Genomic DNA, 24,790 nt, shown 5'->3' on the forward strand with positions numbered 1-24,790 from the left:
CGGCCCATCCCTGCCCCACCACACAAACGAACGGACGTCCCCATGGCTCTCCCCCGCATCGACGCCTATCCCCTGCCGGCCGAGGAGGACCTGCCGGCCAACCGGGTCGGCTGGAAGCCCGACCCGGCCCGGTCGGTGCTGCTCGTGCACGACCTGCAGAACCACTTCCTGTCCGCGTACGGCGAGGATTCGCCCACGGTCGCCGCCCTGCTGCGGGAGGTCGCCCGGCTGCGCGCCGCGGCGGAGCGGGCCGGGGTACCCGTGCTGTGGACGGCGCAGCGCGGCGGCCAGAGCGCCGAAGAACGCGGCCTCCAGCAGGACTTCTGGGGGCCGGGGCTGCCCGCGGACCCGACGGCCGCCGCCATCCCGGAAGTTGTGACGCCCTCGTCCCCGGACAGCGTGCTCACCAAGTGGAAGTACAGCGCCTTCGTCCGCACCGACCTGGCCGAGCGGATGGCGGCCCTCGGCCGTGACCAGCTGGTCATCACCGGCGTGTACGCGCACATCGGTGTGCTGCTGACGGCCGCCGACGCGTGGATGCGCGACATCCAGGCCTTCGTGGTGGCCGACGCCGTCGCGGACTTCTCCGCCCGGGACCACCGGATGGCGCTGGAGTACGCGGCCGGCCGGTGCGCCCACGTCACGGCCGCCGACCGGGTCGCCGCCGCCTGGTGACCTCCGGTCCCCACCGGACCCCGTCCGTCCCTCACCCCCACCACCGACCGCTCGCCCCCACGTCCCCCTTTGAGGAGTTCCCCATGTCCGAGCGTCTCTCGTCCGTACAGCCCTACGCCCTGGGCCTGTTCCGGATCGTCATCGGTCTGCTGTTCGCCTGCCACGGCGCCGCTTCGCTGTTCGGCGTGCTGGGCGGGGCGCACGGCGGCGGCACCGTGCCCGTCGGGGCCTGGCCCGGCTGGTACGCGGCGGTGATCCAGCTGGTGTGCGGCGGCCTGGTGCTGCTGGGCGCGGGCACGCGCAGTGCGGCGTTCCTGGCGTCCGGGGCGATGGCGTACGCCTACTTCGTGCACCACCAGGCCGACGCGCTGTGGCCGCTGCAGAACAACGGAGAGTCCTCGGCGATGTTCTGCTGGGCCTTCCTGCTGCTGGTCTTCACCGGTCCGGGCGCGTTCGCCCTGGACCGGGTGGCGGGCGGGCGGCGCACCGGGGCGGAGGCCACCCCGGCCACGTCCGCGAGCCGGGTGTGACGCCCCGTCAGGGCGAACCGGGCGCCTGCTGCTGGACGTAGGAGCCGGGGGTACGGCCGAAGTACCGGCGGAAGGCCAGGATGAATCCGTTGGTGCTCACGAAGCCGACCCGGGCGGCGACCAGCCCCACCAACTGGCCCTGATCCAGCAGGTACAGGGCGTGGTTGAGCCGGAGCCGGGTGCGCCACTCGGAGAACGCCATGCCGGTCTCCGCGCGGAACGCCCGGCGCAGGCTGGTGGAGCTGGTGTAGAGGCCGGCCGCCCACTCGGTCGCGGTGCGGCCGTCGCTGGGATCGCGGGCCAGGCCGCGGGCCACCGCGAGGGCGGCCGGACTGACCGGCTGCGGCAGCGGCAGGCTGTCCGGGTGCGCGGCGGCCAGCACGGCGAACGCCCTGGGGTCGTCCGGCTCGGCCGTGCTGCTGCGCATCCGGCCCAGCAGCAGGGCGCGTTGGGCGTCCGTGACGTTGACCGGGGTGGGTTCGGCGTAGGGCAGGTCGAACCGCACCGCGTCGAACGACTCCGACACCACCACCGCGTCCGGCCCGAAGCGGGCGCTGTGCACGACGCCCGCCGGCATCCAGAGGGCGACGGAGGCGGTCAGTTCGTGGTCCTGGCCGAGGGCGGACACGGTGATCGCGCCGAGCGGCACGTACAGGAACTGGTGGAAGTCGTGGACGTGCGGCGGGTGTCCGCCCGTGGTGATGAGGCTGTCGTCGGCGAGCACCGCCGGCATCGCCGGCGCGGGCTCCGGCCGCCGGTTCGCGGTGGCGCGGGGCCGCGGACGCCGGTGCGGCGTGGTCGTGCGGCGCGTGCCGTCCGACGTCGTGTGCGCGGTCATCGTGGTCATGCGTTCCCTCCCGTACGTGGCAGGGCCTGAATCTGACCCCTCACTGCGATCGGTCTGCCTCCGGCATTGGACCGACTGCCACTGCGGTAAGGCTAACCTAACTTCCGTCCAGTGGAACCCGGTGAGGAGCCCCCGAACCACCATGAACCCATCCGCCCCGCCGGTGGCGGCGCCGCCCCCGCCGCCCGTCGCACGGACCCGTGCCGCGCGCGGCGCCCCGGTCGTACTGCTCGCCTGCCTGATCCTGCTGGCGGTGGTGGTCGCCGGCATCGGCTTCGGCGCCCGCGACATCGCGCCGGCGTCCGTCGTGCGGATCCTGTTCGATCCGTTCGGCACGGGCTACGACCACGACGTGCTCTGGACCGAGCGGATCCCACGCACCCTGCTCGGGCTCACCGTCGGCGCCGCGCTCGGCGCCTCGGGCCTGGTCATGCAGGCCCTGACGGTCAACCCGCTGTCCGACCCCGGGATCCTCGGCGTGCAGCAGGGCGCGGCCCTGTGCGTGGTGCTCGGCATCCTGCTCCTCGACGTGAACGACGCGAGCGGGTTCTTCTGGCTGGCGCTGGCCGGTTCCGCCGTCACCTCCGCCGCCGTCTACCTCATCGGCACCCGTACCCGGACCGGCAGCAGCACGCTCGGCCTGGTGCTCGCCGGGGTGGCGGTGGCCGCGCTCCTCGCCTCCGTGGTCACGCTGCTGGTCGTCCGCGACGAAGTGGTGTATTCCAGCCTGCGGTTCTGGTCGGTGGGGCAGCTCGCCGGCCGGGCCCAGGTACTGGACGAGATCGCCCCCTTCGTGATCGCCGGGCTGCTCCTCGCCCTGCCCCTGGGCCGCACCCTGAACGTGCTGGCCCTCGGCGACGACACCGCCCGCGGGCTGGGCGTCCGCGTGGAGCGGGCCCAACTGGCCGGCGCCGCCGTGGCGGTGCTGCTGTGCGCGGCCGCCACCGCCGCCGTCGGCCCGGTCGCGTTCGTCGGGCTGGTCGCCGCGCACGTCGCGCGCATGCTCGTCGGCTCCGACCACCGCTGGTCGCTGCCGCTGTCGATGGTCTGCGGGGCCGTACTGCTCATCGGCGCCGACACCGTGGGCCGGGTGGTCCTGGACCACGGCGAGGTGCAGGTGTCGGTGATGACCGGCATCGTCGGAACGCCCTTCTTCGTGTGGCTCGCCCGCCGCCGCGACCTGGTGCGGATGTGAGGGCCATGTCGAACAACCCCGTGCTCACGGACGGGCCCGCCCCGTCCCGCACCGCCGCGCAGACGGACCCCGGCTCCGCGCCGCCGGTACGCCGCGACGGGCCGGCCGCCACCGCCGCACTGCTGGCCGCCGCCCGGCGTGCGGCGAACCGCCGGCTGGCCGGCGCCTGGATCCTGCTCGTCCTCATGCTCCTGGCCCTGCTCGGGGCCTCCGTCCTGCTGGGCGGGCTGCGCAACATCCCCGCCGGGGACGTGCTGCCCGCCGCGTTCGGCTTGCGGACCGGGCTCGCCGACTACGTCATCCACCGCATCCGGCTGCCCCGGGCCCTCGCGGCCCTGCTGGGCGGCGCGCTGTTCGGACTGGCCGGCGCGCTCTACCAGCGACTGATCCGCAACCCGCTGGCCACCCCCGACGTGGTCGGCATCTCGGCCGGGGCCGGGGCCGGCGCCGTCACCGTGCTGCTCCTCGTACCGGCGATCCCCTACGGGGTGGAGGCCGCGGCCGTCGCCGGGGCGTTCGTCATGGTCGGCGCCGTGCTGCTGCTGAGCCGGCAGGGCGGCACGGTGGACACCCACCGGCTGGTCGTCATCGGCATCGGCCTGGCCGCCGTCGCCACCGCCTACACCAACTACCTGTTCACGATGGCCGGCGAGCAGGGCCTGGCCCAGGTCATGCGCTGGCTGGTCGGCAGCGTCAGCGGCGCCACCTGGGAGGGGGTGACCACGCTCGCCGTCGCCCTCGCCGTCTGCGGGACCTGCGCGGCCGGGCTGTACCGCCCGCTCGCCTCGATGTCCCTGGGCGACGACCTGGCCTCCGGCCTCGGCACCCGGGTGGGCGCGGCGCGCACGGCGGCCCTGCTGCTGGGCGCCGGAGCGGCCGCGCTGGCGACGAGCGTCACCGGCCCGATCGGCTTCGTGTCCCTCGTCAGCGGTCCCGTCGCGGCCCGGCTCGCCGGCACCGAGCGCGCCCTCGCCCTGGCCCCCGCGGTCGGAGCGGTGATCGTCCTGGCCGCCGACGTACTGGCCCAGCACGGCCCGGTGATCTCACCCGTGCCCACCGGGGCCGTCACGGCGCTGATCGGCGCCCCCTACTTCGTCCTGCTGATCCTGCGCCGCGGGCAAGGAGCCCCCTCATGAGCCACCCCGTCAAGGACCACCCCGCCGCGGACCGTCCCGCCCCGCCCGCCCCGTCCGCCCTGGCGGCCCGCGCGGTGACCGCGGGCTACGACGGGCGGACCGTCGTCGACGACCTGTCCCTGGAGATCGAACCGGGCCGGATCACCGCCCTGGTGGGCCCGAACGCCTGCGGCAAGTCCACCCTGCTGAAGTCCATGGCCCGGCTGCTGCCGGTGGCCTCCGGCGCGGTGCTCCTCGACGGCCGGGACATCCACGCGCTCCCCACCCGGGAAGTCGCGCGCCGCCTCGGCATCCTGCCGCAGACCCCGATCGCCCCCGAGGGCATCACCGTCGGGGACCTGGTCCGCCGCGGCCGCCACCCGCACCAGCGGTTCGGGCAGCGCGCGAACCCCGCGGAGGACATGGTCGTCGCCGAGGCCCTGGAGGCCACCGGCACCGCCGAGCTCATCGGCCGGCCCGTGGACCAGCTCTCCGGAGGCCAGCGCCAGCGCGTGTGGATCGCCCTGGCCCTGGCGCAGGAGACCCCCACCCTGCTCCTCGACGAACCCACCACCTACCTCGACATCGCGCACCAGATCGAGGTCATGGACCTGCTCGCCGACCTGAACGAGCAGACCGGCCGGACCATCGTCCTGGTCTCCCACGACCTCAACCAGGCCGCCCTGTACGCCTCGACCGTCGTCGCCATGCGTGACGGCCGGATCGTCCGCCGGGGCAGCCCCCACGAGGTCCTCACCGAGCAGACCGTCGCCGAGGTGTTCGGCCTCGACTGCCTCGTCGTCCCCCACCCCCGATCCGACCGGCCGCAGATATTCCCGCTCGGCCGCCGGCACCGCAACCCCGCATAGGAGAAACCCCCTTGTCCACCCACGCCAGAACCCGCACCACCCCCGCCCGTCGTCTGCGGCGCGCCGCCACCGCCACCGCCGCCGCGCTCTCGCTGGCCCTGCTCGCCGCGTGCGGCGGGGGCACCGACGACAAGGGCTCGGACAAGCCGGCCGCCTCCGCCGGGGCCGAGGGCTCCTTCAAGACCGTCAGCCAGAAGAACGCCTGGGGCACGACCGAGGTCAAGAAGAAGCCGGTCAAGGTCGCCACCGTCTCCGACGGCGACACCTCGATCGCCCTCGCGCTGGGCATCGTCCCGGTCATCACCCCCGACGTCGAGGACGGCTCCCCCGTACCGCAGTTCAAGCAGCGCGCCATCGACGGTCTGAAGGCCGGCAAGCTGAAGACGTACGACGACACCGACGGCACCGCCTACGAGGCCATCGCCGCCGAGGCCCCCGACATCATCCTGGGCATGAACACCTGGGAGATGGACAAGGACTACGCCAAGCTCGCGCCGATCGCCCCCGTCGTGACCTACACCGACAAGCCGCAGGCCGACACCCTCACCTGGCAGGAGCGCCTGCGCCGGGCCGCCCAGGCCCTCGGCCTGGAGGCCCGGGCCGAGGAGGTCATCAGGGCGAGCGAGAAGACCACGGCGGACGCGGCCGCCGCCCACCCCGAGTTCAAGGGCAAGACGTACACCTACGCGGTCGTCCACCCCGAGCAGATCAGCTTCATGTCCTACGGGGCCCAGGACCCGGGCGTCTTCGAGAAGCTCGGCTTCGTCAAGACCGACAAGGCGAAGAACTACGGGCCCGACAAGAACGGCATCAGCCTGGAGAACCTCGACCAGCTCGACGCCGACGTCCTGCTCGTCACCTACCCCTTCGGCGACCGCGGTGTGATCAGCCCGGCGGAGCTGGAGGGCAACAAGCTGTTCCAGTCGCTGAACGCCGTCAAGGGCAAGCACTTCCAGGTGGTGCCCTCGGACAACAACCTGGCCTCCGCCATCGCCTACCCCGACGCGCTCAACGCGTCGTGGGCGACCGAGCAGCTGACGCCGCTGCTGCAGAAGGCCGTCGCCGGCCAGTAGCCGGAGCGTACGGCCGCCGCGCCGTCAGGGCCGGACCGTAGGGCCCGGCCGGTCCCCGCTGCCGCGGGACCGGCCGGGCCGGCGGTACGCCGGCCGCACACCACCGAAGTCCCGCCACGTGAGGAGCCCGTCATGTCCACCCGCAACCCCCGTTCCGTCGTCACCTTCCCCATCGTGCTGCGGCAGCTGACGGTGCTGCGCGTCGCCGACGTGACGCCGGGCATGCGGCGGGTCACCCTGGGCGGCCCCCAGCTGGGAGCGTTCCACAAGGACGGGCTGGACCTGCCGGAACTGAGCAGCGAAGGCTTCGACGACCACGTCAAGTTCTTCTTCGCCGAGGACGGCGCGGACGCCCCGGTGCTTCCGGGTCAGAACGTCTCCAGCCTGGACTGGCCCGCCGACGCCCGGCCGCTGACCAAGGACTACACGCCGGTGCGCTACGACCCGCGGGCCGGCGAGATCGACTTCGACTTCGTCAACCACGCCGGCGGAGTGGCCTCGGCCTGGGCGCGGGCGGCCGTGCCCGGCGACGTCACCTGGATCGCCGGCCCGAAGATGTCGCACCGGCACCCCGAGGGCGCCGACTGGCTGCTGGTCCTCGGGGACGAGACCGCGCTCCCGGCGATCGGCCGCTGGCTGGCGGAGATGCCCGAGGGCACCCGGGCCCGGGTGTTCATCGAGGTCGGCGAGGACAGCCACCGCCAGGACCTGCCCACCCGCGCCGACGCGGAGGTCACCTGGCTGGTGCGCGACGGGGCCCCGGCCGGCACCACCGACCTGCTGGAGCGCGCCGTGCGCGCCATGGAGTGGCTGCCCGGCACCGTCTTCGCCTGGGCGGCCGGGGAGGCCGTGACCCTGAAGGGCATCCGCCGCCACCTGGCGGTGGAGCGCAAGGTGCCGCGCGAGCAGACCCACATCACCGGCTACTGGCGGCGCACCGACGCGCCCGTGCCGGCCGTGCCCGCGGCCGTCCCGGCCGCCGGGGCCGCGGAGGCGGAGCCCGCCGACGCCACCGAAGAGGTCGACCCGCACGAGCGGCTGCACGAACTCACCGACCTGGCACCGGGCCTGGCCATCCGGGCGGCGGTGACCGTCGGACTGGTCGACCTGGTCTGGCAGGGCGTGCGTACGGCGGCCGGGCTGGCCGACCGCTCCGGCACCGACCCGCGGACGCTGGCGGCGCTCCTCGCCTACCTCGTCGAGCTGGAGGTCCTCGCGGCCGGCCCGGACGGCTACCGGCTGACCCCGGTCGGCGAGGAACTCGTCGAGGACGACCACTCGTTGGAGGAGTACGACCTGCGCGGGGCGCACGCCGCGCTGGACCTGTCGCTGTCCGGCCTGCACGAGACGCTGCGCACGGGCCGGGCCGGGTTCCGTACCGCGTCCGGCGCCCCTCTCGCCGTGGCTCTCGCCGCGGACGAGCGGCTGGGCGCGTCCGCGCGGGAGGCCGTGGAGGACGAAGCGCTGTGGATCGCCCCCGGGGTGCGCACCGGGTACGACTGGGCCGCCGCGGAGTCGGTCACGCTGGCGGGCCCCGGTGCCGGCGCCGTGGCGGGCTCCCTCGCCGCGGCCTTCCCCGGCCTGCGGGTCCGCGTGGCCGGGCTGCCGTCGGCGCTGCGCACGGTTGCCGACCGGGTGCTGGACTCCGCCGTGCGCGACCGCGTGGAGCTGGTGCCGACCAGCGGGGCGGTCCCGGCGGGCGACCGCACCGTACTGCTGTGCAGGCTGCTGGAGCAGCTGCCCGACGAGGACGCGGTGCTCGCGCTGCGCGAGCACGCGGCCGCCGTGCCCGGGGACGGCGCGCTGCTGCTGGTCGAACAGGTCGAGGGGGCGGACGGCATCGAGCTGGACACCGAGGCGGCCCTGCACCACCTGCGCCTGAAGGCGGCGTTCGGTTCGGGCGTGCGCGCGGAGTCGGACTTCGAGCGGCTGGCCGCGCTGGCGGGACTGCGCGTCGCCTCGCGCCGCGACATCGGCTGGGACCACCGGCTGTGGGAGCTGGCTCCGGCGGGCTGACGGCGGCGCCGGGCGGGGCTCAGCCGACGGCCTCGCTGACGGTGAACAGGGCCCCGGTCCGGTCCCGGAGGGTGACCCGGCGGTCCGCCCCGGTGGACCGTACGGGGGTCGCGGCGGCGCCGCCGCGGCGGACCGCCCGGTCGACGACGCCGTCGAGGTCGGCCACGGCGAAGTGGACGTGCCAGCGGGGCCGGACCTGCGGGTCGGGGGCGTTCTCCACGGCTCCGGCGTCGATCCGCGCGACGGTCTGGCCGCCCCGGCGCACCACCACGTGGTCGTCCTCGTACGCGACGTCGCAGCAGCCGGGCCGGTCGCAGGCCCAGTCCAGGACCTCCCCGTAGAAGACCGCGGCGGCGAACGCGTCGCGGGTGCGCAGCTCGACCCAGGCCGCGGCGTCCTCCTGCCCGGCGTGCCACTCCGGGACGACCTCGCCCTCCCAGAAGCCGAAGACCGCTCCGGACGGGTCGGCGGCCAGCGCCGCCCTGCCGGTGGCGAAGGCGAGCGGCCCGACCGCCATCGTCGCGCCCCGCTCCCGCACGCGGGCCGAGGTCACCTCCGCGTCGTCGACGGCGAAGTAGGGCGTCCACGCGGTCGGCACGCCGGACGTCGGGCCGAGTGCCCCGACGGAAGCGACGGGCCTGCCGTCGAGCAGCGCGACGCGGAAGTTCTCGCCGAGCCGGGTGGCACGGAACGTCCAGCCCAGGACGCCGCCGTAGAACTCCTCCGCCTCCGCGAGTCCGGGGGCCGTGAGGTTGACCCAGCAGGGCGCCCCGAACACGTCACGGCTGTTCGTGGTCATCGCACCGCTCCTCAGGTCTCCGCCCCGGCGTCCGGGCCCGTCGAGGGGCGGTTGCCCCACCGGACCCACTCCTAACACAACCCGGTCAAACCGGCCATTCTGCGCCCCTTCGGGCGTCTCGGTGCGCACACTGGACGCGGGAGCCGACCAGGTGGCCCGCGCCGCGCAGGCGGCGGTCCGAGGAGAGGTGTCCGTCGTGAGCGCTGCCGTTCCCGTCCCGGTCCCCGTCGTCATCGACTGCGATCCCGGGCACGACGACGCCCTCGCGATCCTCCTCGCCGCGGGCGACCCGGCGGTGGACCTGCTGGCGATCACCACGGTGGCGGGCAACCAGACCGTGGAGAAGACCACCCTGAACGCCCTGCGGGTGTGCACCGTCGCCGGCATCACCGGCGTCCCGGTCGCCGCCGGGTGCGCGGGTCCGCTGGTGGAGCCGCTGCGGGTGGCCGAGGACGTGCACGGGGTGTCCGGGCTGGACGGCCCCCGCTTCCCCCGACCGTCCCTGACGGCCGAGCCCGAGCACGCGGTGGAGCTGCTGCGGCGCGTTCTCGCCGGGCACCCGGAGCCGGTCACCCTGGTGCCCACGGCGCCGCTGACGAACATCGCCCTGCTGTTGACCCGGTACCCCGAGCTGGCGGGCCGGATCAGGGAGATCGTGCTGATGGGCGGGTCCACGGACCGGGGGAACCGGACCCCGGCCGCCGAGTTCAACATCCACACCGACCCGGAGGCCGCGCACATCGTCTTCCGCAGCGGCGTACCGGTGACCATGTGCGGGCTGAACGTCACCCATCAGGCCGTCGCGACGCCCGAGGTCGTCGCCCGGTTCGAGGCCCTGGACACCGGCCTCGGGCGGATCTGCGCCGAGCTGCTGGGCTTCTTCGCCGGGACCTACCGGCGGCTGTGGGGTTTCCCCTCGCCACCGGTGCACGACCCGGTCGCGGTCGCCCGGGTCATCGACCCCGCCCTGGTGACCTGCGTGGACGCCCATGTGGCCGTCGAACTCCACGGCCGGCACACGCGCGGGGCCACCGTGGTGGACCTGCACGGCACGCTGGGACGGCCGGCGAACGCCCGGGTGGCCGTCGCACTGCGCGCCGACCTGTTCTGGGACCGGCTGCTGGCGGCCGTGGCGACGTTGGGCGGCGGGGGCGCGGATCAGGCGGGGCCGCCCGGAGCCGCGTACGGGGGAAGCCGGTGAGCGGCCACCCGCTCCTCGGCGGCGAGCAGTGCGCCGTGGGCGTCGCGCCGGCCCATCAGCACGCACAGCGTGTGCGCGGCGTGCCCCAACGCGGCGCGCAGCGCGGGGTCGTCCGGTGCGGCCAGGGTACGGCGGCGCACGTCCCGCAGACGGCTCAGGTGCCCGCGTTGACCGCGAACCGGCGGACGTGCGTCGGGCGTTCGCCGGTTCACGGTCACCCGAGCAGCGTCGCCGGCAGGGCCCTTACAGGCTGAGGGCGTCTTCCGCGTTGTCCACCCAGGGGGTCACGGAGTTCTTGGTGGCGGAGACGTACAGGCCCGGGGTGGCCGCCTTGAGCGGGGTCTGCGCCAGATCGGACTCGGTGTTCATGGTCATGGCGATCGAGTCGACGGTCTTGCCGGTGCCGTCGACGGCGCCGCCCATGAGCCCGGCGTAGGCGCTCTGTCCGGGCTCCAGCCGGATCGCGTCCTCGATGCCGGGGGCCTTGCCCCGCTCCGTGGCCTGTCCGTCGAGACCGCCGAAGGTCACGACCGGGTGCCCGAGCGCCCGGCACGCCTTCTTCCCCTTGTTGGTGATCTTGAGCAGGTAGCTGCTGGTCGTGGGCTCCGCGAGGCTCACGCTGGCGGTCACGTCGTGGGTGCTGCACGGGAAGACGTCGAAGTCGGGGTCGGTCGGGGCGCCCGCGCCGGGGGACCCGGCGGACTTCGACGGCTTGGCCGCGGGCGTCGCGGACGTCGACGGCGCGGCGGAACCAGACGGGGACGCGCTCGCGGTCGCACTCGGGGTCGTGCCGGCGGACGGCGTGCCGGTGCCCCCGGCGGCGTCGTCCCCGGTGGGCCCGCAGGCGGTCAGGGCCAGCGCGGACAGGGCGGCGAGGGCGACGGCGGTTCTGCGAACGGTGCTCATGGTGTTCCCCCTGATGAGGCGCGACGAGCGCGGGCCGGCCCGGGCCTTTTCCGGCGGGCCTGGCACCAGGATCCCGCCGAAGCTTCACAGCTTGGTGACGGGGCGTTGCCGAGTCCACCACGGTTACCGGCGCGCCGCTGCCGCCTGGCCTAACCTGAGAACCACCGCAGAACAGCACGAAGGGAACACGTCATGCCCTCGCGACTCAACCCGTACCTCAGCTTCGACGGTGACGCCCGGCAGGCCATGGAGTTCTACAAGGAGGTCTTCGGCGGCACGCTGGCGCTGAACACGTACGGCGACTTCGGCGGCGCGGACGCCGGTGGAGCAGCCGGCAAGATCATGCACGGCATGCTGGAGACCACCGGCGGCTTCACGCTCATGGGCGCCGACAACCCTCCGGGGACCCGGCACGACCCGGGCAACAACATCTCGGTGAGCCTGAGCGGCGACGACGACGCCGAGCTGCGCGGCTACTGGGACCGGCTCTCCGGCAGCGGCACGGTCTCGGTGCCGCTGGAGAAGCAGATGTGGGGTGACGTCTTCGGCATGTGCACGGACCGCTTCGGCATCACCTGGCTCGTCAACATCAGCACCCCCTAGGTGTGTGACCCGCAAAATTGTGAACACGGCTGACGGGTGGGGCTCCGCCCGGCGCGGTGTGGCAGCGCGTCCGCGTGCCACCGGCACCCGCATGCACGCGCACCGCGTCGCCCGCCTGAACCGGTAGGCGTCCTTGATGAGATGGTGCGCGGTCATCCCTCGGACGACCGTGCCGGCGTCTTCAGCGCCCGGGTGAAGGAAGCGGGCCGGGCGCCGGGCGCCATCGTCCACGGTGGCGATGCGGCCGTCCCCGTTTCGACACCGTGGCAGCTGCCCCACCGGCCGGACTCCCGCATGATCGATTCTCCGCACCCCTCGATCCCAGGAGTCCAGCCCCATGTCCGACATCACCGTGCGCGCCGTACGGCCCGGGGACTTCGCGCAGTGGCGCGCCCTGTACCGCGGCTACGCCGACTTCTACCAGGTGCAGCAGACCGAGGAGGCCGCCGCCACGGTGTGGTCGTGGGTGACCGACCCGGACCACGAGGTCAGCGCCCTGGTGGCCGAGGACTCCGCCGGCCGGCTCCTCGGCCTGGCGCACTACCGCCCCTTCGCCCGGCCGCTCTCCGCGACGACCGGCTGCTTCCTCGACGATCTTTTCGTGGCCCCGGAACACCGCGGCTCGGGCGCCGCGGACCTGCTGCTCGGCGCCCTGCGCGAGCGCGCGGCCGAGCGGGGCTGGAGCGTGGTCCGCTGGATCACCGCCGACGACAACCACCGCGCGAGGGCCAAGTACGACCAGGTGGCCACCCGCACGATGTGGGTCACCTACGACATGCCCCCGGCCCGCCCCTGACCGGTCGGAGCGGCTTCGGGCCCGCGCCCCGTCACGGCGGCGCAACCGGCTGCGCCGGCCTCGGGCCCGGCCTCGTACCGGAGCAGCACGACAGCGGCCCGCAGCACGACGCGGCGACGTTCACCGACGGAGCCGTGCCGGAGCTCTCACCGGCGACGCACCGGCCGGAGACCGGCGCCCCGCGCCTCGCTCTGACTGCGCCGGCGGGCGACGGGCTCACGCCCGGCCGGCACGCGCTCACCGACCCCGACGGCCGCACGGTGGTCGTGACGGTGCCCCACGGACCGCCCTGCCGTGAGATCGCGCGTCACAGGTGCGTCACAGGGCACACGATCCGCACCACTCGGCACCCACCATGTCCTGATGCGCACACCTCAAACCGTCACGCTGCTGGCCGCTGTCACGCTCCTCGTCCTCACCGGCTGCACCAGCGAACCCGAGCCCGAGACCGACGCCCGACCCACGCCGGTCGCCACGACCCCGTCGGCCGCGCCCACCGCGGCCACCGGCCCCGCGGACGCCCCTGGCGTGCCGCCCGAGCCCACCGGCGACAAGCGCACCATCTACCTCGCCACGCTCAACGGCATCGACCCCGAGATCGTGAACGGCAAGGAGGACAAGGCCATCAGCCGCGGACGCGACCAGTGCGCCGCCATGAAGGACGAGAAGGATCCCACCAAGCGCGTGGCCCAGGTCGAGCAGCGTTTCACCGGCCCCGGCCACCCGGGCGGCTTCGGCCCGACCAAGAGCGCGCTCATCCTCGCCACCGTGCAGGCCAACATCTGCCCCACCTACTGACGCCGGTGCCGCGCGGACCGGGCCGGTCCGCGCGGCCGCCGCTCAGCCCACCGCCCGCTTCACGAGCGCGGCGATCCGCTCCTCCACCTCGGGCGTCACCTCGGTCAGGGCGAAGCCGGCCGCCCACATGGTGTCCTCGTCCAGCTTCGCCAGGTCGCTGAACCCGAGGGTGGCGTACCGGGCCTTGAACTTCTCCGCGCTCTGGAAGAAGACGACGACCTTCCCGTCCAGGGCGTAGGACGGCATCCCGTACCAGAGCTTCGGCGCGAGCGACGGGGCACTGGACCTGACGACGGCGTGGACGCGCTCGGCCATGATCCGATCGAAGTCCTGCATCTCGGCGATCTTCGCGAGCACGTCCTGTTCGGCGGCCGCCGCCTTGTCCGCGCGCGAGCCGCGCCGCGCCGCCGTCTTCAGCTCCTGGGCGTGGTCCTTCATCGCGGCCCGCTCCTCGGCCGTGAACCCCTCGTGTCTGGCGCTTTCCGTACTGCTCATGGCTGATCTCCCCCTTGAGTACTCGCACGTGCGGGACGTGGGGGGACCTTATCCCGGCGCACCGGCAGTCGCACCCCGGTAGAACCCGAAGCCGCGACCACAAGTGCCGCTGCTGGCGGGCGGGTTGACCTCGCTGCGGATCGATCAGCCGCAGCGCAGTGCCGCGTACAGGTCCAGCTTGTGGTCGAGGCGGGACAGGTCCCGGCCCGTGAGGGTCTCCACCCGCTCGATCCGGTAGTGGACCGTGTTGACGTGCAGGTGGAGCGCCTCGGCCGTGCGCGCCCAGGAGCAGTTGTTCGCCAGGAAGACCTCCAGGGTCTCGCGCAGCATCCCGTCCCCCAGCGCCCCGAGGATGCGGGTGCCGAAGACCGTCCGCACCTCCGGCGGGATCCCCGCCATGAGCCGGCCGAGGGTGTCCAGTTGCTCGACCTCGCGCACCGCTGCCGCTTCGTCCGCCGCGGTCAGCGCGAACCTGGCCTGGTTGAGGGAGGCGCGCAGCCCCTCCGCGCCCTCGGTGCGGGCCCCCACGCCCAGCCGCAGCGGCGTCTGCCCGTCCCCGCACTGCTGGAGCAGCGGCCACACGGCGCGCAGCCGGTCCACCGCGTCGTACCCGGATGCCGGGTCGTCGTGCAGCACGGCCACGGACCGGCCGACGGCGTGGGCGGCGCCGTCCAGGTGCGCCAGTCCCTCCGCCAGGGCGTCGCCACAGGTGGCGACCAGGACCCGGTACGGGCCGCCCGCGGGCAGACCGGCGACGGCGAGCGCCTTCTCCAGCGCTCCCGTGTCGGCCGCGGCCTGGGCGGGGGCCGGGGCCCGGGCGGGGACGGCCGGGGTCCCCTCCAGCACACCGATGAGCTCCCGGCCGGCCGGCCGGTCCGCGGCGAGCCGGCGGACCTGCCCCTCGCGGCACCGGGCGAGGACGTCGGCGATCTCGTGGAGCACGCGCGGCGGTGCCACGTCCGGTTCCGGCACGTGCAGTTGCCAGGCGTCGTACGGGGAGCTCTCCGCCTCGATCCGCAGCCACACTCCGCCCCGCGCCGCGGCGGCCGAGGCCTGCCGGGCCGGGAGTTCGGGCGCCGAGGGCGTCCGGGCGACCGTGCGGCCGCTCGCGGTCAGCAGGTAGCAGGCGACCCGGCCCAGGTGGGCGCACGCCCGGTCCAGCAGCTCGGCCGGGCCGGCGCCGTCCTCCACCAGCCGGCTCAGTTCGGCGCGCACGTTCTCCGGCAGGGCGAAGAGCCGGGTCGGGCGGCGGCTGAGGTCGCCCCACTGGCGCAGGTACACCGCTTCGGTCACGGCCCGGAAGCTGGTCCGGGCGGGCACGGCGACGATCGGCACCCGGTGGCTGCGGCAGGCGGCGACGAGTGCGTCCGGTACCCGGCCGTGGGTCTCCTCCCCGGCCAGCAGGGCGGTCGCCCCGGCCTCGGCGAGGGCTGAGACGAAACGGTCCGCCTTGGCGGCGTCGCCGTCGGCCCACCACACCAGGCCGCTCAGCACGAGCTCGCCGGGCCCGAGGAAGCGACCCGGCTCCTCCAGGTCGGTGGCGGTGACCCCGACGACCTCCTGGCCGAGAAGGGCCTCCTCGCCCCAGAGCAGGCTGAGGCCGAGGCTGTCGAGCTGGAGCAGGTCGTGGACGTGCATGGCGGTAACTCCCAGCGGTAGGCGGCTGCCCACATTCGCGAGGCAAACAGAGGCCTGGACATAGTAAATGCTAGGCACATCGCCCGATCAGGCTCTTGGTCGATCCTCCAGACACCGGCTCTCCCGACTCGTTGGATTCCGTGCCCGGGACCAGTCGTCCCGCCCCCTCCCCCGTTGCTTCACTGGCTGAAACCCCATGTCAGGCCGGAAAGGCTGGTGGCGCGAATTGGATCTCCACACGGTGCTCGACGTGCGCGATGCGCGGCATCGCGAACCCTGGCGCCCGGGCGACGCCTGGCTCGGCGGGGGCACCTACCTCTTCTCCGAGCCGCAGCCGCACGTCCGCCGCCTGGTCGACCTGTCCCGGATGGGCTGGCCGCCCCTGTCCTGGCAGCCCGACGGATCCCTCGACATCGCCGCGACCTGCACGATCACGGAACTCTCGCGGTTCGCCCGGACCTTGCCGACCACCGCCGCCCCGCTCTTCGAGCAGTGCTGCCGGGCGTTCCTCGCCAGCTTCAAGATCTGGAACATGGCCACCGTCGGCGGGAACCTCTGCAACGGCCTCCCGGCCGGCCCGATGATCTCCCTCACCGCCGCCCTCGACGGCACCGTCCTGCTCCAGGGCCAGGACGGTGCCACGCGCCGGCTGCCCGTCCCCGACTTCATCACCGGCGCCGGCACCAAGGTGCTGCGCGACGGGGAGCTGCTGCGCTCCGTACGGCTTCCCGCGCGGGCACTGGACTGCCGTACGGCCTTCCGGCAGGCCTCCCTCTACGGACTCGGACGCTCCGGCTCCCTCGTCATCGGCGCGAGCGACCCCGCGGACGGCTCCCTCGCGGTCACCGTCAGCGCCGCCACCACCCGACCCTTCCGTTTCTGGTTCGCGCTGCCGCCGACCGCCGCCGAACTGCGCGCGGCGATCGACGGCACCGTCCGGGCCGACGAGTGGTTCGACGACATCCACGGCCTGCCCGCCTGGCGTCGGCACATGGCCCTGCTCCAGGCCGAGGAGATCCGCCGCGAGCTACCCCCGAGGAACACCGATGACGTACGAGATCGAGATCAACGAGCAGCGCTTCGGCACCGAGCCGCGCGCCGGCCAGTGCCTGCGCACCTATCTGCGCGAGCGCGGCTGGTTCGGCGTGAAGAAGGGCTGCGACCAGGGCGACTGCGGTGCCTGCACCGTCCACGTGGACGGGCAGCCCGTGCACAGCTGCCTGTACCCGGCCGTCCGCGCCCGGGGCCGCGCCGTCACCACCGTCGAGGGCCTGGCCAGGGCGGACGGCGAACTCCACCCCGTCCAGCAGCAGTTCCTCGACGCCCAGGGCTTCCAGTGCGGCTTCTGCACCGCCGGGTTCCTGATGACCACCTCCGCCCTCCGGGCCGAGCGGGGCACCGCGCACGACGACGGCAAGCTGGAGGACCTCCCGCGCGCCTTCAAGGGCAACATCTGCCGCTGCACGGGCTACCGCGCCATCGAGGACGCGGTGCGCGGCGTCAAGCACACCGAGAGCCCCTGCGCGGGCGAGGCGGTCGGCAGGAGCCTCGGTGCGCCCGCCGGCCCCCAGGTGGTCACCGGCACCGCGCGCTACACCTTCGACGTCGAGGTGCCGGGGCTGCTGCACATGAAGCTGCTGCGCTCGCCGCACCCGCACGCCCGGATCGTCTCCATCGACACCACCGAGGCGTTGCAGGTCCCCGGTGTGCACGCCGTGTTCACCCACCACGACGCGCCCGACCGGCTCTACTCCTCGGCGCGGCACGAGCATCCCACCGAGGACCCGATGGACACCCGCGTCCTGGACGACGTGGTGCGCTTCGTCGGCCAGCGCGTGGCCGCGGTGGTCGCCGACAGCGAGCAGGCCGCCGAAGAGGGCTGCCGCCGTGTGGTCGTCACGTACGAGGAACTGCCGTACGTCATCGACCCGGAGGAGGCCATGCTCCCGGGTGCCCCCGTGCTCCACCCCAAGGGGCCCGAGTCGGGGATCGCCCGCGCCGGGAACAACGTGTGCGGCGAGGTCCACCACACCATCGGCGACATGGAGCGGGGCTATGCCGAGGCGGACGTCGTATACGAGGAGACCTTCCACACCCAGCGCGTGCAGCACGCCAGCCTGGAGACCCACGGCAGCGTCGCGTACTTCGAACCGAAGGAGGAGGGCGACGGCGAACGCATCACCGTCCGCTCCTCCACCCAGGCGCCGTTCCTGACCCGGCGGGCGCTGTGCGCCCTGTACGACCTGGGCGAGGACGAGGTCCGCGTCGTCGCGGGCCGCGTGGGCGGCGGCTTCGGCGGCAAGCAGGAGATGCTGACCGAGGACATCGTGGTCCTCGCCGCCCTGAAGCTGCGGCGCCCGGTGAAGCTGGAGTTCACCCGGGCCGAACAGTTCCACGGGGCCACCACCCGCCACCCCTTCAAGATCACCATCAGGATCGGGGCCAGGTCCGACGGCACCCTGACCGCGCTGCGCATCCGCGTGGTCTCCAACACCGGCGCCTACGGCAACCACGGCCCGGCGGTCATGTTCCACAGCGTCGGCGAGTCCTTCGCCGTCTACAAGGCGCCGAACAAGGAGGTGGAGGCGTACTCCGTCTACACCAACGGCGTGCCGGCCGGGGCGTTCCGCGGCTACGGCCTGGGCCAGGTCCTCTTCGCCCTCGAATCGGTGATGGACGAACTCGCCGTCAGGCTCGGCATGGACCCGCTCGAACTGCGCGAGAAGAACGTCATCGGTGCCGGCGACCACATCGTCACCCCGATCGGCCACGAACCGGACCTCTTCATCGCCTCGTACGGGATGAAGCAGTGCATGGACGTCATCCGCAGGGCCGTCGCCGAGGACACGAGCCACGAGGACGTGCCGGAGGGCTGGCTCACCGGCACCGGCTCGGCGGTCGCGATGATCGCGACCGGTCCCCCGGGCGGCCACTTCGCCGACGCGCGCGTCACCCTGCTGCGCGACGGCACGTACGACATCGCGGTGGGCACCGCCGAGTTCGGCAACGGCACGACCACCGTCCACCGGCAGATCACCGCCGGCGCGCTGAACACCACGGTCGACCGGATCGCGGTCCGCCAGTCCGACACCGACGTGGTCCGCCACGACACGGGCGCGTTCGGCTCGGCCGGCACGGTGGTGGCGGGCAAGGCCGTGATGCTGGCGGCCGACTCCCTCGCGCAGCGCCTGAAGACCTTCGCGGCCCGCCACACCGGCGTGGCCCGGCACCTGTGCGTGCTGGGGGCGGAGGCCTTCGACTGCGCGGGCCGCGTCGTCACCCTCAAGGAGCTGTACGAGGCCGCGTACCAGGCGGGCAGGCTGGACGAGATCGCGGCGGACGGCCACTGGAGCGGCTCGCCGCGTTCGGTCGCCTTCAACGCGCAGTGGTTCCGTCTGGCGGTCGACCCGGACACCGGCGAGATGCGGATCCTGCGCAGCGTGCACGCGGCGGACGCCGGCAAGGTCATGAACCCGATGCAGTGCCGCGGCCAGGTGGAGGGAGGCGTGGCCCAGGCGCTCGGAGCGACCCTCTTCGAGACGGTACGGGTGGACGAGCGCGGCGAGGTGACCACGGCGACGTTCCGCCGCTACCGCCTTCCGCAGTACGCGGACGTCCCGCGTACCGAGGTGCACTTCATGGAGACCTCGGACGCCATCGGCCCGCTCGGCGCCAAGTCGATGAGCGAGAGCCCCTTCAACCCCGTGGCCCCGGCCTTCGCCAACGCCCTGCGGGACGCCACCGGGGTGCGGTTCACACGGTTGCCGGTGACCCGGGACGTGGTGTGGCAGAGAATGCAAGCCGAGCCCGCGTAGAAGCCGCCGAATTGCCAGTCACATCGTGAGATGCGGGTGGCAGATACGTTTCCGGAGGGAGGGTTCCTGGGCATCGCACTGCCATGGCCACATTCATGCTGCACGGGGACCTGGACCACCCGGCGACGCTGAGCGTCGCGGACCTTCGGGGATGGGAACAGCACCGCGCGGAGGTGGTGTTCGACTGCGCAACCAACGGTCCGCAGCGTCACGTCTTCGAGGGAGCGCTGCTGCGCGACGTGGTCGCGGGGGCCGGCCCGGCCTACGACGCGGACCGCCGCAAGGACCGGTCCCGGTTCCTGCTCGCCGTCAGCGGCGGCGACGGCCACCACAGCGTGCTGGCGTGGGCCGAGCTGGACGCCGACTTCCGCGACAGCCCGGTGCTGCTGGCGACCCGCCTCGACGGCGAGGACCTCGACGAGGCGGGGGCGCAGCTGGTGGTCCCGTCGGACCGGTGCGGGGCGCGCTACGTCAGCGCGGTCACCCACGTGTGGTTCGGTGCGCTGGCCGCACCGGACATCTGAGGACGGATCAGGCCGTGGCGAGGGAGATCTCGGTCGACTTGATCAGAGCCACGACGGACGAGCCGGCGGCCAGGCCCAGCGCCTCGACGGCTTCGGCGGTGACGGCCGCGGTCAGGCCGCCGCCGTTCACGTCCACGCGTACCACCGCCATGGCCGGGCCGGCGGCCACGTCGACGACGGTGCCGGTGAGCTGGTTGCGGATGGAGATGTTCTCCACCGCTCCGGTGGCCAGGGCCACCTCGGTGGCCTTGACCAGGGCCGTGACCGCGGAGCCCGCGGCGAGGCCGAGGTCCTTGACGGCGTCGGCGGTGATGGCCGCGGTGATGTCCTGGCCCCCTTCCAGGCGGACCTTGACCGCCGCCATGGCCTCGCCGACGGTGACGGCGGTGACGGTTCCTGCGATCCGGTTGCGGATGCTGAGACTCATGAAGGGCAGACCTCTTGTGTGAACGGTGCGCGGCCCGAACGGACGGCGCGTGACCGACAGTAGGCGGGCCTGCCCGTCCCCGTTCAGGACCCCTCTCATCCGCCGACCACGACCACCCTCCTGGCTGGCACCTGCCGCGTCGCGCGTCGCGGGAGCCGTTGTCGGTGCCGTGTCCTACCCTCGGCCGCGAAGCACCCGTACCCGTACCCGTACCCGCACCCGCCCCGTCACCCGGAGGACCGGCTCGATGGCCTCGGCACCGCAGAAGATCACCACGTTCCTGATGTTCGAGGGCAGGGCCGAGGAGGCGCTGACCTTCTACACCTCCCTCTTCGAGGATTCCGAGGTCGTCGACATCACCCGCTACGGTCCCGAGGGCCCGGGCGAGGAGGGCACGGTGCTGCGCGCCACGTTCGCGCTCGCCGGACAGCGGTTCATGTGCATCGACAGTTACGTCAAGCACGAGTTCGGCTTCACTCCGGCGGTCTCCCTCTTCGTGGAGTGCGGGACCGCGGCCGAGCTGGACCGGCTCTACGCGGCCCTCGCCGACCAGGGCCGGGAACTGATGCCCGTGGGCGCGTACGGCTTCAGCGCCCGGTTCGGCTGGGTCAACGACCGCTTCGGCGTGTCCTGGCAGCTGAACCTCCAGGACGAGCCCGCCTGAGCCGACCCGGGGGTTTCGCAGCGGCGGGAACCCCGGGGCGCCGCGCGCCCGACCACTGTGATGGGCGGGTTGGACCCGCGCAGCGAGCACCTACGGGCCGGAGGCCGTGACCCCGGCGCAGCTCTCGCCGGTCCCAGGGGCGTGCCGACCGTTCTCGACCTCGGGGTGTGTGAAGCGGATCGGCTTGCCCAGGGCCCGGGCGTAGTCGATCTCCGAGCGGGTTGAGTCCCCGATGTGGTCGCCGACGACCAGCACTTCGTCGGCGAGGCGGATCTTCGCGCGGTGCAGGTCGTCGAGGCGGTGCTTCAGCTCCGCCGCCTCCGCCGCGTCGGCCCACAGCGGGTGCGGCTCCTTCATGTTGCAGCCCGGACGGACCACGATCCGACCGGCCACGGTCTCCTGGAGGTCCGCCTCGGTCATCGCGTCCATGAAGCGGGTGGACCCGCAGATGACGACGATGACCGGCAGTCCGAGCCCCCGCTTCGCTGAGACGAGGTGCTGCTCGGGAGTGGGTGACGGCGAGTGCGACATGGACGTTCTTCCCTTCGAGCACGAGGAGCACTGCACGTGGGCCAAGGGCCCGCCGCGCAGCTGCGGGTTGCCGAGTCGACCGTCCCACAGCGAGAACACCGTGACCGACCGGACCGACCGAATGGGGTGACGTGCCGGCCCCCGCGGTGCCTGGGGACCAGCCGAGCCGGGTCCTCTGCGCACGCCTGGCGGGCCGCAGCCGCCACAACGGCAGGGGGCGGGACGTCCCGCGGCTCACCGGGCCGAGCGGACCCGCCGCGTCCGGAGCCACAGTGCTGCGCCCACACCACCGGCCGCGAGGGCGACTGCCGTGCCGTACGTCCAGGGCCTCCATGCTCGGGCCCCGGTCCCCTCGGGCGCGGACGCCGCGTCGTTGCAGTTCGCCGGTGCGGACGTCACACGGTAGCGGGCCCACTCCTTGGCCGGCCTGCCCTTCTCGTTCCAGTGCACGACGTGGATTCCGGGCTCGGCGTCGCACCGGATCCGGACCGTGGCGGACACCAGCTTGTCGCCGTGCATCACCACCGGCTCGGTGAAGCCGGGTGACGACAGTTCCACCATGCCGTCGCTGCCCGTTTCCAGGCCGTCCTTGGCCTCCAGTTCCCCGCCTGCGGGTACGGAACGTACGTCCCACGGGGATGCCGGCCAGGAGGAGTCGGCGGGATAGCGCTCCTCCATCGACTCCGGCGGGCGCGCCGCCACCTGCCGCGCACACTCCGCCCGCTGTTCAGGCCCGGCCGGAGCCACGACGACCGTCCCCCACAGACGATTGATCTCACCGCCGATGTCCTCGGTCGGGGACGCGCCGAACCGCACTTGGTACGAACCGGGCTCGGCCGTACAGGCGACCGTTGCCACCGCCTTGAGCAGACTGTCGTCCCTACGGAAGACGCCGTCGGCGGCGAAGGCGGCGGAGGTGATCCTGACCCCGCTGAAGGCGTCCCCGGACCTCACGGCTTCGGTCGTCACCGCCACTCGCCCACCAGGGCTCACCAATACCTCCCCACCGCTGGGCACGGGCTCGGGAGGGTCCTCGGCGGGCGCCGCCAACGCGCCATCCACGCCCACGGTCGACAGGAGCGCCAGCGCTCCCACGACTGCGAACCTCTTCATTCCCATCTGCGCCGCCGCCTTTTCCTCGTTGACGTTCTCCTCACCCCTGCATACTCCGCCCCCCATCGAACTGACGGACCATTGAGCACATGTGGCCATTTCCGGACGCATCACCGAATGAAAGGTCGTCAGCGATGCACCGTCCCTCCACTGCCGAGCCCACCGACGCCGCGCAGCGAACGCCTTCCTGGCAGCTGCAGGTGCCCCTCACCGGAGCGACCGGTGCCGTGCTCCACTACGGCGGCGTCTGGTCCTGGTGGGCCCTGCTCTGGATCCCGCTGCTGGCCGTCACCATCGGGAGCGTCGCTCTCGAATGGCAGGCGCTGGCACGCAACCGCTGGCGCATGGGCTTCGGAGGGTGGCTCCTGCTGACCGTCGCCCACCTTGGCCTCGTTGCCGCAGGCGCCCGGATCCTCGGGCAGTAGCGTTCCATCCCGCCGTCATGGCCAGGCACAGCGGGCCTTCGACCTGGTGTGCGCGCGGGCCGCGCGCCGGGCAGCCGCCTGGCAGGGCGCCTGTACGGAAGGGGGGCTCGTCAAGCCGTGTGCTGCGGGGGCACGGCCGTGCCGGGTAGCGGGTCGGGGCCGGTGTCAGTGCGCTGAAGTATTCTTCCGGCCACCGCACACCGACTCGGAGGACCGAGAGAATTGACCGGCATGTCTGCCTTCCCGCTGCCCTTCAACACGTCACGTTCCATAGCGTTCGCGAAACCCCGAACGCTGCGGGAGGTCCAGATGATGCAGTGCAGCGCGCTCATCCGGTCGAAGCCGGGGTGGTTCGACAAGATGAACGACGCCGAGATCACCGCCCGGTGGACACGGGAGGCGGTCGCCCAGGGCCTCACCGAGGCGCAGGTCCGCTACGTGCTGGACGAACTGCGGTACTACGCCTCGCTGCGGGACCCGCGGACCGGCGTCGAGGTGTCCGCCGTCGACGGGGTGTGGCAGTCGGACTCGCTGGTCGACGACGCGCTCAGGTCCCGGCTGCGGGAGGCGGTGCGGGTGCTGGAAGAGGTGCCCGAAGCGGAGAAGGACTGGCACCCCGGGTCCGACGGCCAGGTGCTGGACCTGGTGCATCCTTCGCTGTTCTGCCTGGTGCGGGAGGCGAGCGGGGCTCCGGAGAGCGCCTGGAAGAACCCGACGGACCGCTGGTCGAAGTACGAGTTCTCCGAGAAGTTCCAGTGGCTGCCCACCGATGTCGACGTCGATGAGGACGGCGGCGTCGCCTTCCGTTCGTACGTCAACAACGTCCACCCCGAGACCCACGCCGGGCTCGTCTCGGTCCTGCCGGACCTGTTCGCGCGCATGCGCCCGCTGCTGGAGAACGTCCTCACGGACCTGCGTCACCCGCGGCCCCTGCGGATCGAGGCCGACCCCTACGGGTGGTACGACTCGGAGCCGGTGTACCCGCACAAGTCCGACTTCAGCGACGACGCGGCGTACAAGGAGGCCCGGAACGCGTGGGCGGACGCCCACGAGCAGTGGTGGGAGACCCGGCGGCCGGTCGTGCCGGACGCCCCGGCCTTCACCGCGCCCGAGCCGCTCGCGGAGTCGGACCGGGTCGATCTGCGCGGGCGCGGCCTCCAGGTCATCGTCAAGCTCGCCACGATCCACCTGACCCCGGACCGGCCGGAGTACGCGGGCGGTTCCTGGCACGTCGAGGGGATGCTGAACGAGCGGATCGTCTCCACCGCCCTCTACTACTGGGACAGCGAGAACATCACCGAGAGCCGGCTGGGCTTCCGGGCCGCGCTCGACGACCCGGACTACGAGCAGAACGACGACGACGGCCTGCGCGAGGTCTACGGCCTGGAGGACGAGGACGCGCTGAACCAGCCGCTGGGCTCGACGGCGACGCCGGCGGGCCGCTGCCTGGCGTTCCCGAACGTCCTGCAGCACCGCGTCGACGCGTTCCGCCTCGCGGATCCCACGCGCCCGGGACACCGCAAGATCCTCGCCTTCTTCCTGGTCGACCCGTCGCGGCGGATCGTCTCGACGTCCGACGTGCCGCCGCAGCAGCCCTGGGCCGAGACCTCGACGATGACCCTGGAGCAGGCGAAGGAGTACCGCGAACAGCTGATGCACGAGCGGAAGTTCTTCGTCGACGAACACAACGAGCAGCTCTTCGAGCGGGAGTTCTCCCTCTGCGAGCACTGAGGCC

25 protein-coding genes and 1 pseudogene are annotated in these 24,790 nt (G+C 73.2%); 17 read left to right on the top strand and 9 right to left on the bottom strand.

Going from position 1 to position 24,790, the window contains the following annotated elements:
* Positions 1–42 precede the first annotated feature (42 nt).
* The gene (locus AC2RP6_RS08085) at positions 43–675 is read left to right on the top strand and encodes an isochorismatase family protein (RefSeq protein WP_486445564.1); all 633 of its coding nucleotides are present in this window, start codon (positions 43–45) and stop codon (positions 673–675) included.
* 83 nt (positions 676–758) lie between these two features.
* A complete protein-coding gene (locus AC2RP6_RS08090; RefSeq protein WP_486445565.1) occupies positions 759–1,205 on the top strand; it encodes a DoxX family protein in 447 nt (148 codons plus the stop codon).
* 7 nt (positions 1,206–1,212) lie between these two features.
* Here the strand turns inward: AC2RP6_RS08090 and AC2RP6_RS08095 are convergent, their stop codons facing one another.
* Positions 1,213–2,052, bottom strand: coding sequence for a helix-turn-helix transcriptional regulator (locus AC2RP6_RS08095; RefSeq protein WP_486445566.1), 840 nt, complete (start codon positions 2,050–2,052; stop codon positions 1,213–1,215).
* Positions 2,053–2,194: 142 nt separating this feature from the next.
* Here AC2RP6_RS08095 and AC2RP6_RS08100 point away from each other — a divergent pair, with 142 nt between their 5' ends.
* The 5 genes from AC2RP6_RS08100 to AC2RP6_RS08120 all read left to right on the top strand — a co-directional run bounded on the left by AC2RP6_RS08100 (position 2,195) and on the right by AC2RP6_RS08120 (position 8,320).
* Positions 2,195–3,247 (top strand): FecCD family ABC transporter permease, encoded by a 1,053-nt coding sequence (locus AC2RP6_RS08100; protein ID WP_486445567.1) that lies wholly within the window; start codon positions 2,195–2,197, stop codon positions 3,245–3,247.
* 5 nt (positions 3,248–3,252) lie between these two features.
* A complete protein-coding gene (locus AC2RP6_RS08105) occupies positions 3,253–4,383 on the top strand; it encodes a FecCD family ABC transporter permease (protein WP_486445568.1) in 1,131 nt (376 codons plus the stop codon).
* The gene (locus AC2RP6_RS08110) at positions 4,380–5,231 is read left to right on the top strand and encodes an ABC transporter ATP-binding protein (RefSeq protein ID WP_486445569.1); all 852 of its coding nucleotides are present in this window, start codon (positions 4,380–4,382) and stop codon (positions 5,229–5,231) included. Before AC2RP6_RS08105 ends, AC2RP6_RS08110 begins: the two co-directional genes overlap by 4 nt.
* Positions 5,232–5,242: 11 nt before the next feature.
* Complete coding sequence (locus AC2RP6_RS08115) at positions 5,243–6,304, top strand: ABC transporter substrate-binding protein (protein WP_486445570.1); 1,062 nt, start codon at positions 5,243–5,245, stop codon at positions 6,302–6,304.
* Between the two features lie 132 nt (positions 6,305–6,436).
* Positions 6,437–8,320, top strand: a complete 1,884-nt coding sequence (locus AC2RP6_RS08120; RefSeq protein WP_486445571.1) for a siderophore-interacting protein — start codon at positions 6,437–6,439, stop codon at positions 8,318–8,320.
* A 19-nt stretch (positions 8,321–8,339) separates the two neighbouring features.
* On the opposite strand, the gene AC2RP6_RS08125 is transcribed toward AC2RP6_RS08120, so the two are convergent.
* On the bottom strand, positions 8,340–9,119 hold the full coding sequence (locus AC2RP6_RS08125; RefSeq protein ID WP_486445572.1) for a VOC family protein: 780 nt from the start codon (positions 9,117–9,119) through the stop codon (positions 8,340–8,342).
* 196 nt (positions 9,120–9,315) lie between these two features.
* On the opposite strand from AC2RP6_RS08125, the gene AC2RP6_RS08130 reads away from it, so the two are divergent.
* Positions 9,316–10,320 (top strand): nucleoside hydrolase, encoded by a 1,005-nt coding sequence (locus AC2RP6_RS08130; protein ID WP_486445573.1) that lies wholly within the window; start codon positions 9,316–9,318, stop codon positions 10,318–10,320.
* Here the strand turns inward: AC2RP6_RS08130 and AC2RP6_RS08135 are convergent.
* Both AC2RP6_RS08135 and AC2RP6_RS08140 read right to left on the bottom strand, forming a co-directional pair.
* The gene (locus AC2RP6_RS08135) at positions 10,278–10,532 is read right to left on the bottom strand and encodes a DUF5133 domain-containing protein (protein ID WP_486450256.1); all 255 of its coding nucleotides are present in this window, start codon (positions 10,530–10,532) and stop codon (positions 10,278–10,280) included. The two genes, AC2RP6_RS08130 and AC2RP6_RS08135, sit on opposite strands and share 43 nt — an antisense overlap.
* Positions 10,533–10,563: 31 nt before the next feature.
* Positions 10,564–11,226 carry a DUF4232 domain-containing protein gene (locus AC2RP6_RS08140; protein WP_486445574.1) on the bottom strand — a complete coding sequence of 221 codons (663 nt, stop codon included), beginning with the start codon at positions 11,224–11,226 and terminating at the stop codon, positions 10,564–10,566.
* 192 nt (positions 11,227–11,418) lie between these two features.
* Between AC2RP6_RS08140 and AC2RP6_RS08145 the strand changes: the two genes are divergently transcribed.
* The 3 genes from AC2RP6_RS08145 (at position 11,419) to AC2RP6_RS08155 (ending at position 13,423) form a co-directional block, all read left to right on the top strand.
* A complete protein-coding gene (locus AC2RP6_RS08145; protein WP_486445575.1) occupies positions 11,419–11,829 on the top strand; it encodes a VOC family protein in 411 nt (136 codons plus the stop codon).
* 337 nt (positions 11,830–12,166) lie between these two features.
* Positions 12,167–12,625, top strand: coding sequence for a GNAT family N-acetyltransferase (locus AC2RP6_RS08150; protein WP_486445576.1), 459 nt, complete (start codon positions 12,167–12,169; stop codon positions 12,623–12,625).
* 363 nt (positions 12,626–12,988) lie between these two features.
* Entirely contained in the window at positions 12,989–13,423 is a 435-nt protein-coding gene (locus AC2RP6_RS08155; protein ID WP_486445577.1) for a hypothetical protein, read from the top strand.
* Between the two features lie 42 nt (positions 13,424–13,465).
* Here the strand turns inward: AC2RP6_RS08155 and AC2RP6_RS08160 are convergent, their stop codons facing one another.
* Together AC2RP6_RS08160 and AC2RP6_RS08165 are read right to left on the bottom strand one after the other, a co-directional pair.
* On the bottom strand, positions 13,466–13,918 hold the full coding sequence (locus AC2RP6_RS08160) for an iron chaperone (RefSeq protein WP_486445578.1): 453 nt from the start codon (positions 13,916–13,918) through the stop codon (positions 13,466–13,468).
* Between the two features lie 144 nt (positions 13,919–14,062).
* Positions 14,063–15,556: a PucR family transcriptional regulator gene (locus tag AC2RP6_RS08165; protein WP_486445579.1), complete on the bottom strand. Its 1,494-nt coding sequence runs from the start codon at positions 15,554–15,556 to the stop codon at positions 14,063–14,065.
* Between the two features lie 226 nt (positions 15,557–15,782).
* Between AC2RP6_RS08165 and AC2RP6_RS08170 the strand changes: the two are divergent.
* From AC2RP6_RS08170 to AC2RP6_RS08180, 3 genes and pseudogenes are all read left to right on the top strand, one after another.
* Positions 15,783–16,586: pseudogene (locus AC2RP6_RS08170) on the top strand (FAD binding domain-containing protein); the annotation flags it as partial.
* Between the two features lie 16 nt (positions 16,587–16,602).
* A complete protein-coding gene (locus AC2RP6_RS08175) occupies positions 16,603–19,371 on the top strand; it encodes a molybdopterin-dependent oxidoreductase (RefSeq protein WP_486445580.1) in 2,769 nt (922 codons plus the stop codon).
* Between the two features lie 83 nt (positions 19,372–19,454).
* A complete protein-coding gene (locus tag AC2RP6_RS08180; RefSeq protein WP_486445581.1) occupies positions 19,455–19,895 on the top strand; it encodes a molybdopterin-dependent oxidoreductase in 441 nt (146 codons plus the stop codon).
* Between the two features lie 7 nt (positions 19,896–19,902).
* On the opposite strand, the gene AC2RP6_RS08185 is transcribed toward AC2RP6_RS08180, so the two are convergent.
* Positions 19,903–20,322, bottom strand: coding sequence for a TOBE domain-containing protein (locus AC2RP6_RS08185; RefSeq protein ID WP_486445582.1), 420 nt, complete (start codon positions 20,320–20,322; stop codon positions 19,903–19,905).
* A 247-nt stretch (positions 20,323–20,569) separates the two neighbouring features.
* Here AC2RP6_RS08185 and AC2RP6_RS08190 point away from each other — a divergent pair, with 247 nt between their 5' ends.
* Positions 20,570–20,986 (top strand): VOC family protein, encoded by a 417-nt coding sequence (locus tag AC2RP6_RS08190; RefSeq protein WP_486445583.1) that lies wholly within the window; start codon positions 20,570–20,572, stop codon positions 20,984–20,986.
* Between the two features lie 90 nt (positions 20,987–21,076).
* On the opposite strand, the gene AC2RP6_RS08195 is transcribed toward AC2RP6_RS08190, so the two are convergent.
* Complete coding sequence (locus AC2RP6_RS08195; protein ID WP_486445584.1) at positions 21,077–21,517, bottom strand: hypothetical protein; 441 nt, start codon at positions 21,515–21,517, stop codon at positions 21,077–21,079.
* Between the two features lie 234 nt (positions 21,518–21,751).
* Positions 21,752–22,486, bottom strand: coding sequence for a hypothetical protein (locus AC2RP6_RS08200; RefSeq protein ID WP_486445585.1), 735 nt, complete (start codon positions 22,484–22,486; stop codon positions 21,752–21,754).
* A gap of 278 nt (positions 22,487–22,764) precedes the next feature.
* On the opposite strand from AC2RP6_RS08200, the gene AC2RP6_RS08205 reads away from it, so the two are divergent.
* Positions 22,765–23,055: a hypothetical protein gene (locus AC2RP6_RS08205; protein ID WP_486445586.1), complete on the top strand. Its 291-nt coding sequence runs from the start codon at positions 22,765–22,767 to the stop codon at positions 23,053–23,055.
* A 222-nt stretch (positions 23,056–23,277) separates the two neighbouring features.
* Positions 23,278–24,786, top strand: coding sequence for a DUF4246 domain-containing protein (locus AC2RP6_RS08210; protein ID WP_486445587.1), 1,509 nt, complete (start codon positions 23,278–23,280; stop codon positions 24,784–24,786).
* Positions 24,787–24,790 lie beyond the last annotated feature (4 nt).

This window comes from Streptomyces sp. WAC03905 (assembly GCF_057371075.1).

Bases quoted from the DNA above. Each gene is read 5' to 3' on its own strand.
- AC2RP6_RS08085 (WP_486445564.1), top strand. From the start codon at position 43: ATGGCTCTCCCCCGCATCGACGCCTATCCCCTGCCGGCCGAGGAGGAC.
- AC2RP6_RS08140 (WP_486445574.1), bottom strand. From the start codon at position 11,226: ATGAGCACCGTTCGCAGAACCGCCGTCGCCCTCGCCGCCCTGTCCGCG.
- AC2RP6_RS08180 (WP_486445581.1), top strand. From the start codon at position 19,455: ATGGCCACATTCATGCTGCACGGGGACCTGGACCACCCGGCGACGCTG.
- AC2RP6_RS08125 (WP_486445572.1), bottom strand. From the start codon at position 9,119: ATGACCACGAACAGCCGTGACGTGTTCGGGGCGCCCTGCTGGGTCAAC.
- AC2RP6_RS08110 (WP_486445569.1), top strand. From the start codon at position 4,380: ATGAGCCACCCCGTCAAGGACCACCCCGCCGCGGACCGTCCCGCCCCG.
- AC2RP6_RS08175 (WP_486445580.1), top strand. From the start codon at position 16,603: ATGACGTACGAGATCGAGATCAACGAGCAGCGCTTCGGCACCGAGCCG.
- AC2RP6_RS08195 (WP_486445584.1), bottom strand. From the start codon at position 21,517: ATGTCGCACTCGCCGTCACCCACTCCCGAGCAGCACCTCGTCTCAGCG.
- AC2RP6_RS08165 (WP_486445579.1), bottom strand. From the start codon at position 15,556: ATGCACGTCCACGACCTGCTCCAGCTCGACAGCCTCGGCCTCAGCCTG.
- AC2RP6_RS08100 (WP_486445567.1), top strand. From the start codon at position 2,195: ATGAACCCATCCGCCCCGCCGGTGGCGGCGCCGCCCCCGCCGCCCGTC.
- AC2RP6_RS08120 (WP_486445571.1), top strand. From the start codon at position 6,437: ATGTCCACCCGCAACCCCCGTTCCGTCGTCACCTTCCCCATCGTGCTG.
- AC2RP6_RS08155 (WP_486445577.1), top strand. From the start codon at position 12,989: ATGCGCACACCTCAAACCGTCACGCTGCTGGCCGCTGTCACGCTCCTC.
- AC2RP6_RS08105 (WP_486445568.1), top strand. From the start codon at position 3,253: ATGTCGAACAACCCCGTGCTCACGGACGGGCCCGCCCCGTCCCGCACC.
- AC2RP6_RS08205 (WP_486445586.1), top strand. From the start codon at position 22,765: ATGCACCGTCCCTCCACTGCCGAGCCCACCGACGCCGCGCAGCGAACG.
- AC2RP6_RS08150 (WP_486445576.1), top strand. From the start codon at position 12,167: ATGTCCGACATCACCGTGCGCGCCGTACGGCCCGGGGACTTCGCGCAG.
- AC2RP6_RS08185 (WP_486445582.1), bottom strand. From the start codon at position 20,322: ATGAGTCTCAGCATCCGCAACCGGATCGCAGGAACCGTCACCGCCGTC.
- AC2RP6_RS08190 (WP_486445583.1), top strand. From the start codon at position 20,570: ATGGCCTCGGCACCGCAGAAGATCACCACGTTCCTGATGTTCGAGGGC.
- AC2RP6_RS08160 (WP_486445578.1), bottom strand. From the start codon at position 13,918: ATGAGCAGTACGGAAAGCGCCAGACACGAGGGGTTCACGGCCGAGGAG.
- AC2RP6_RS08145 (WP_486445575.1), top strand. From the start codon at position 11,419: ATGCCCTCGCGACTCAACCCGTACCTCAGCTTCGACGGTGACGCCCGG.
- AC2RP6_RS08090 (WP_486445565.1), top strand. From the start codon at position 759: ATGTCCGAGCGTCTCTCGTCCGTACAGCCCTACGCCCTGGGCCTGTTC.
- AC2RP6_RS08095 (WP_486445566.1), bottom strand. From the start codon at position 2,052: ATGACCACGATGACCGCGCACACGACGTCGGACGGCACGCGCCGCACG.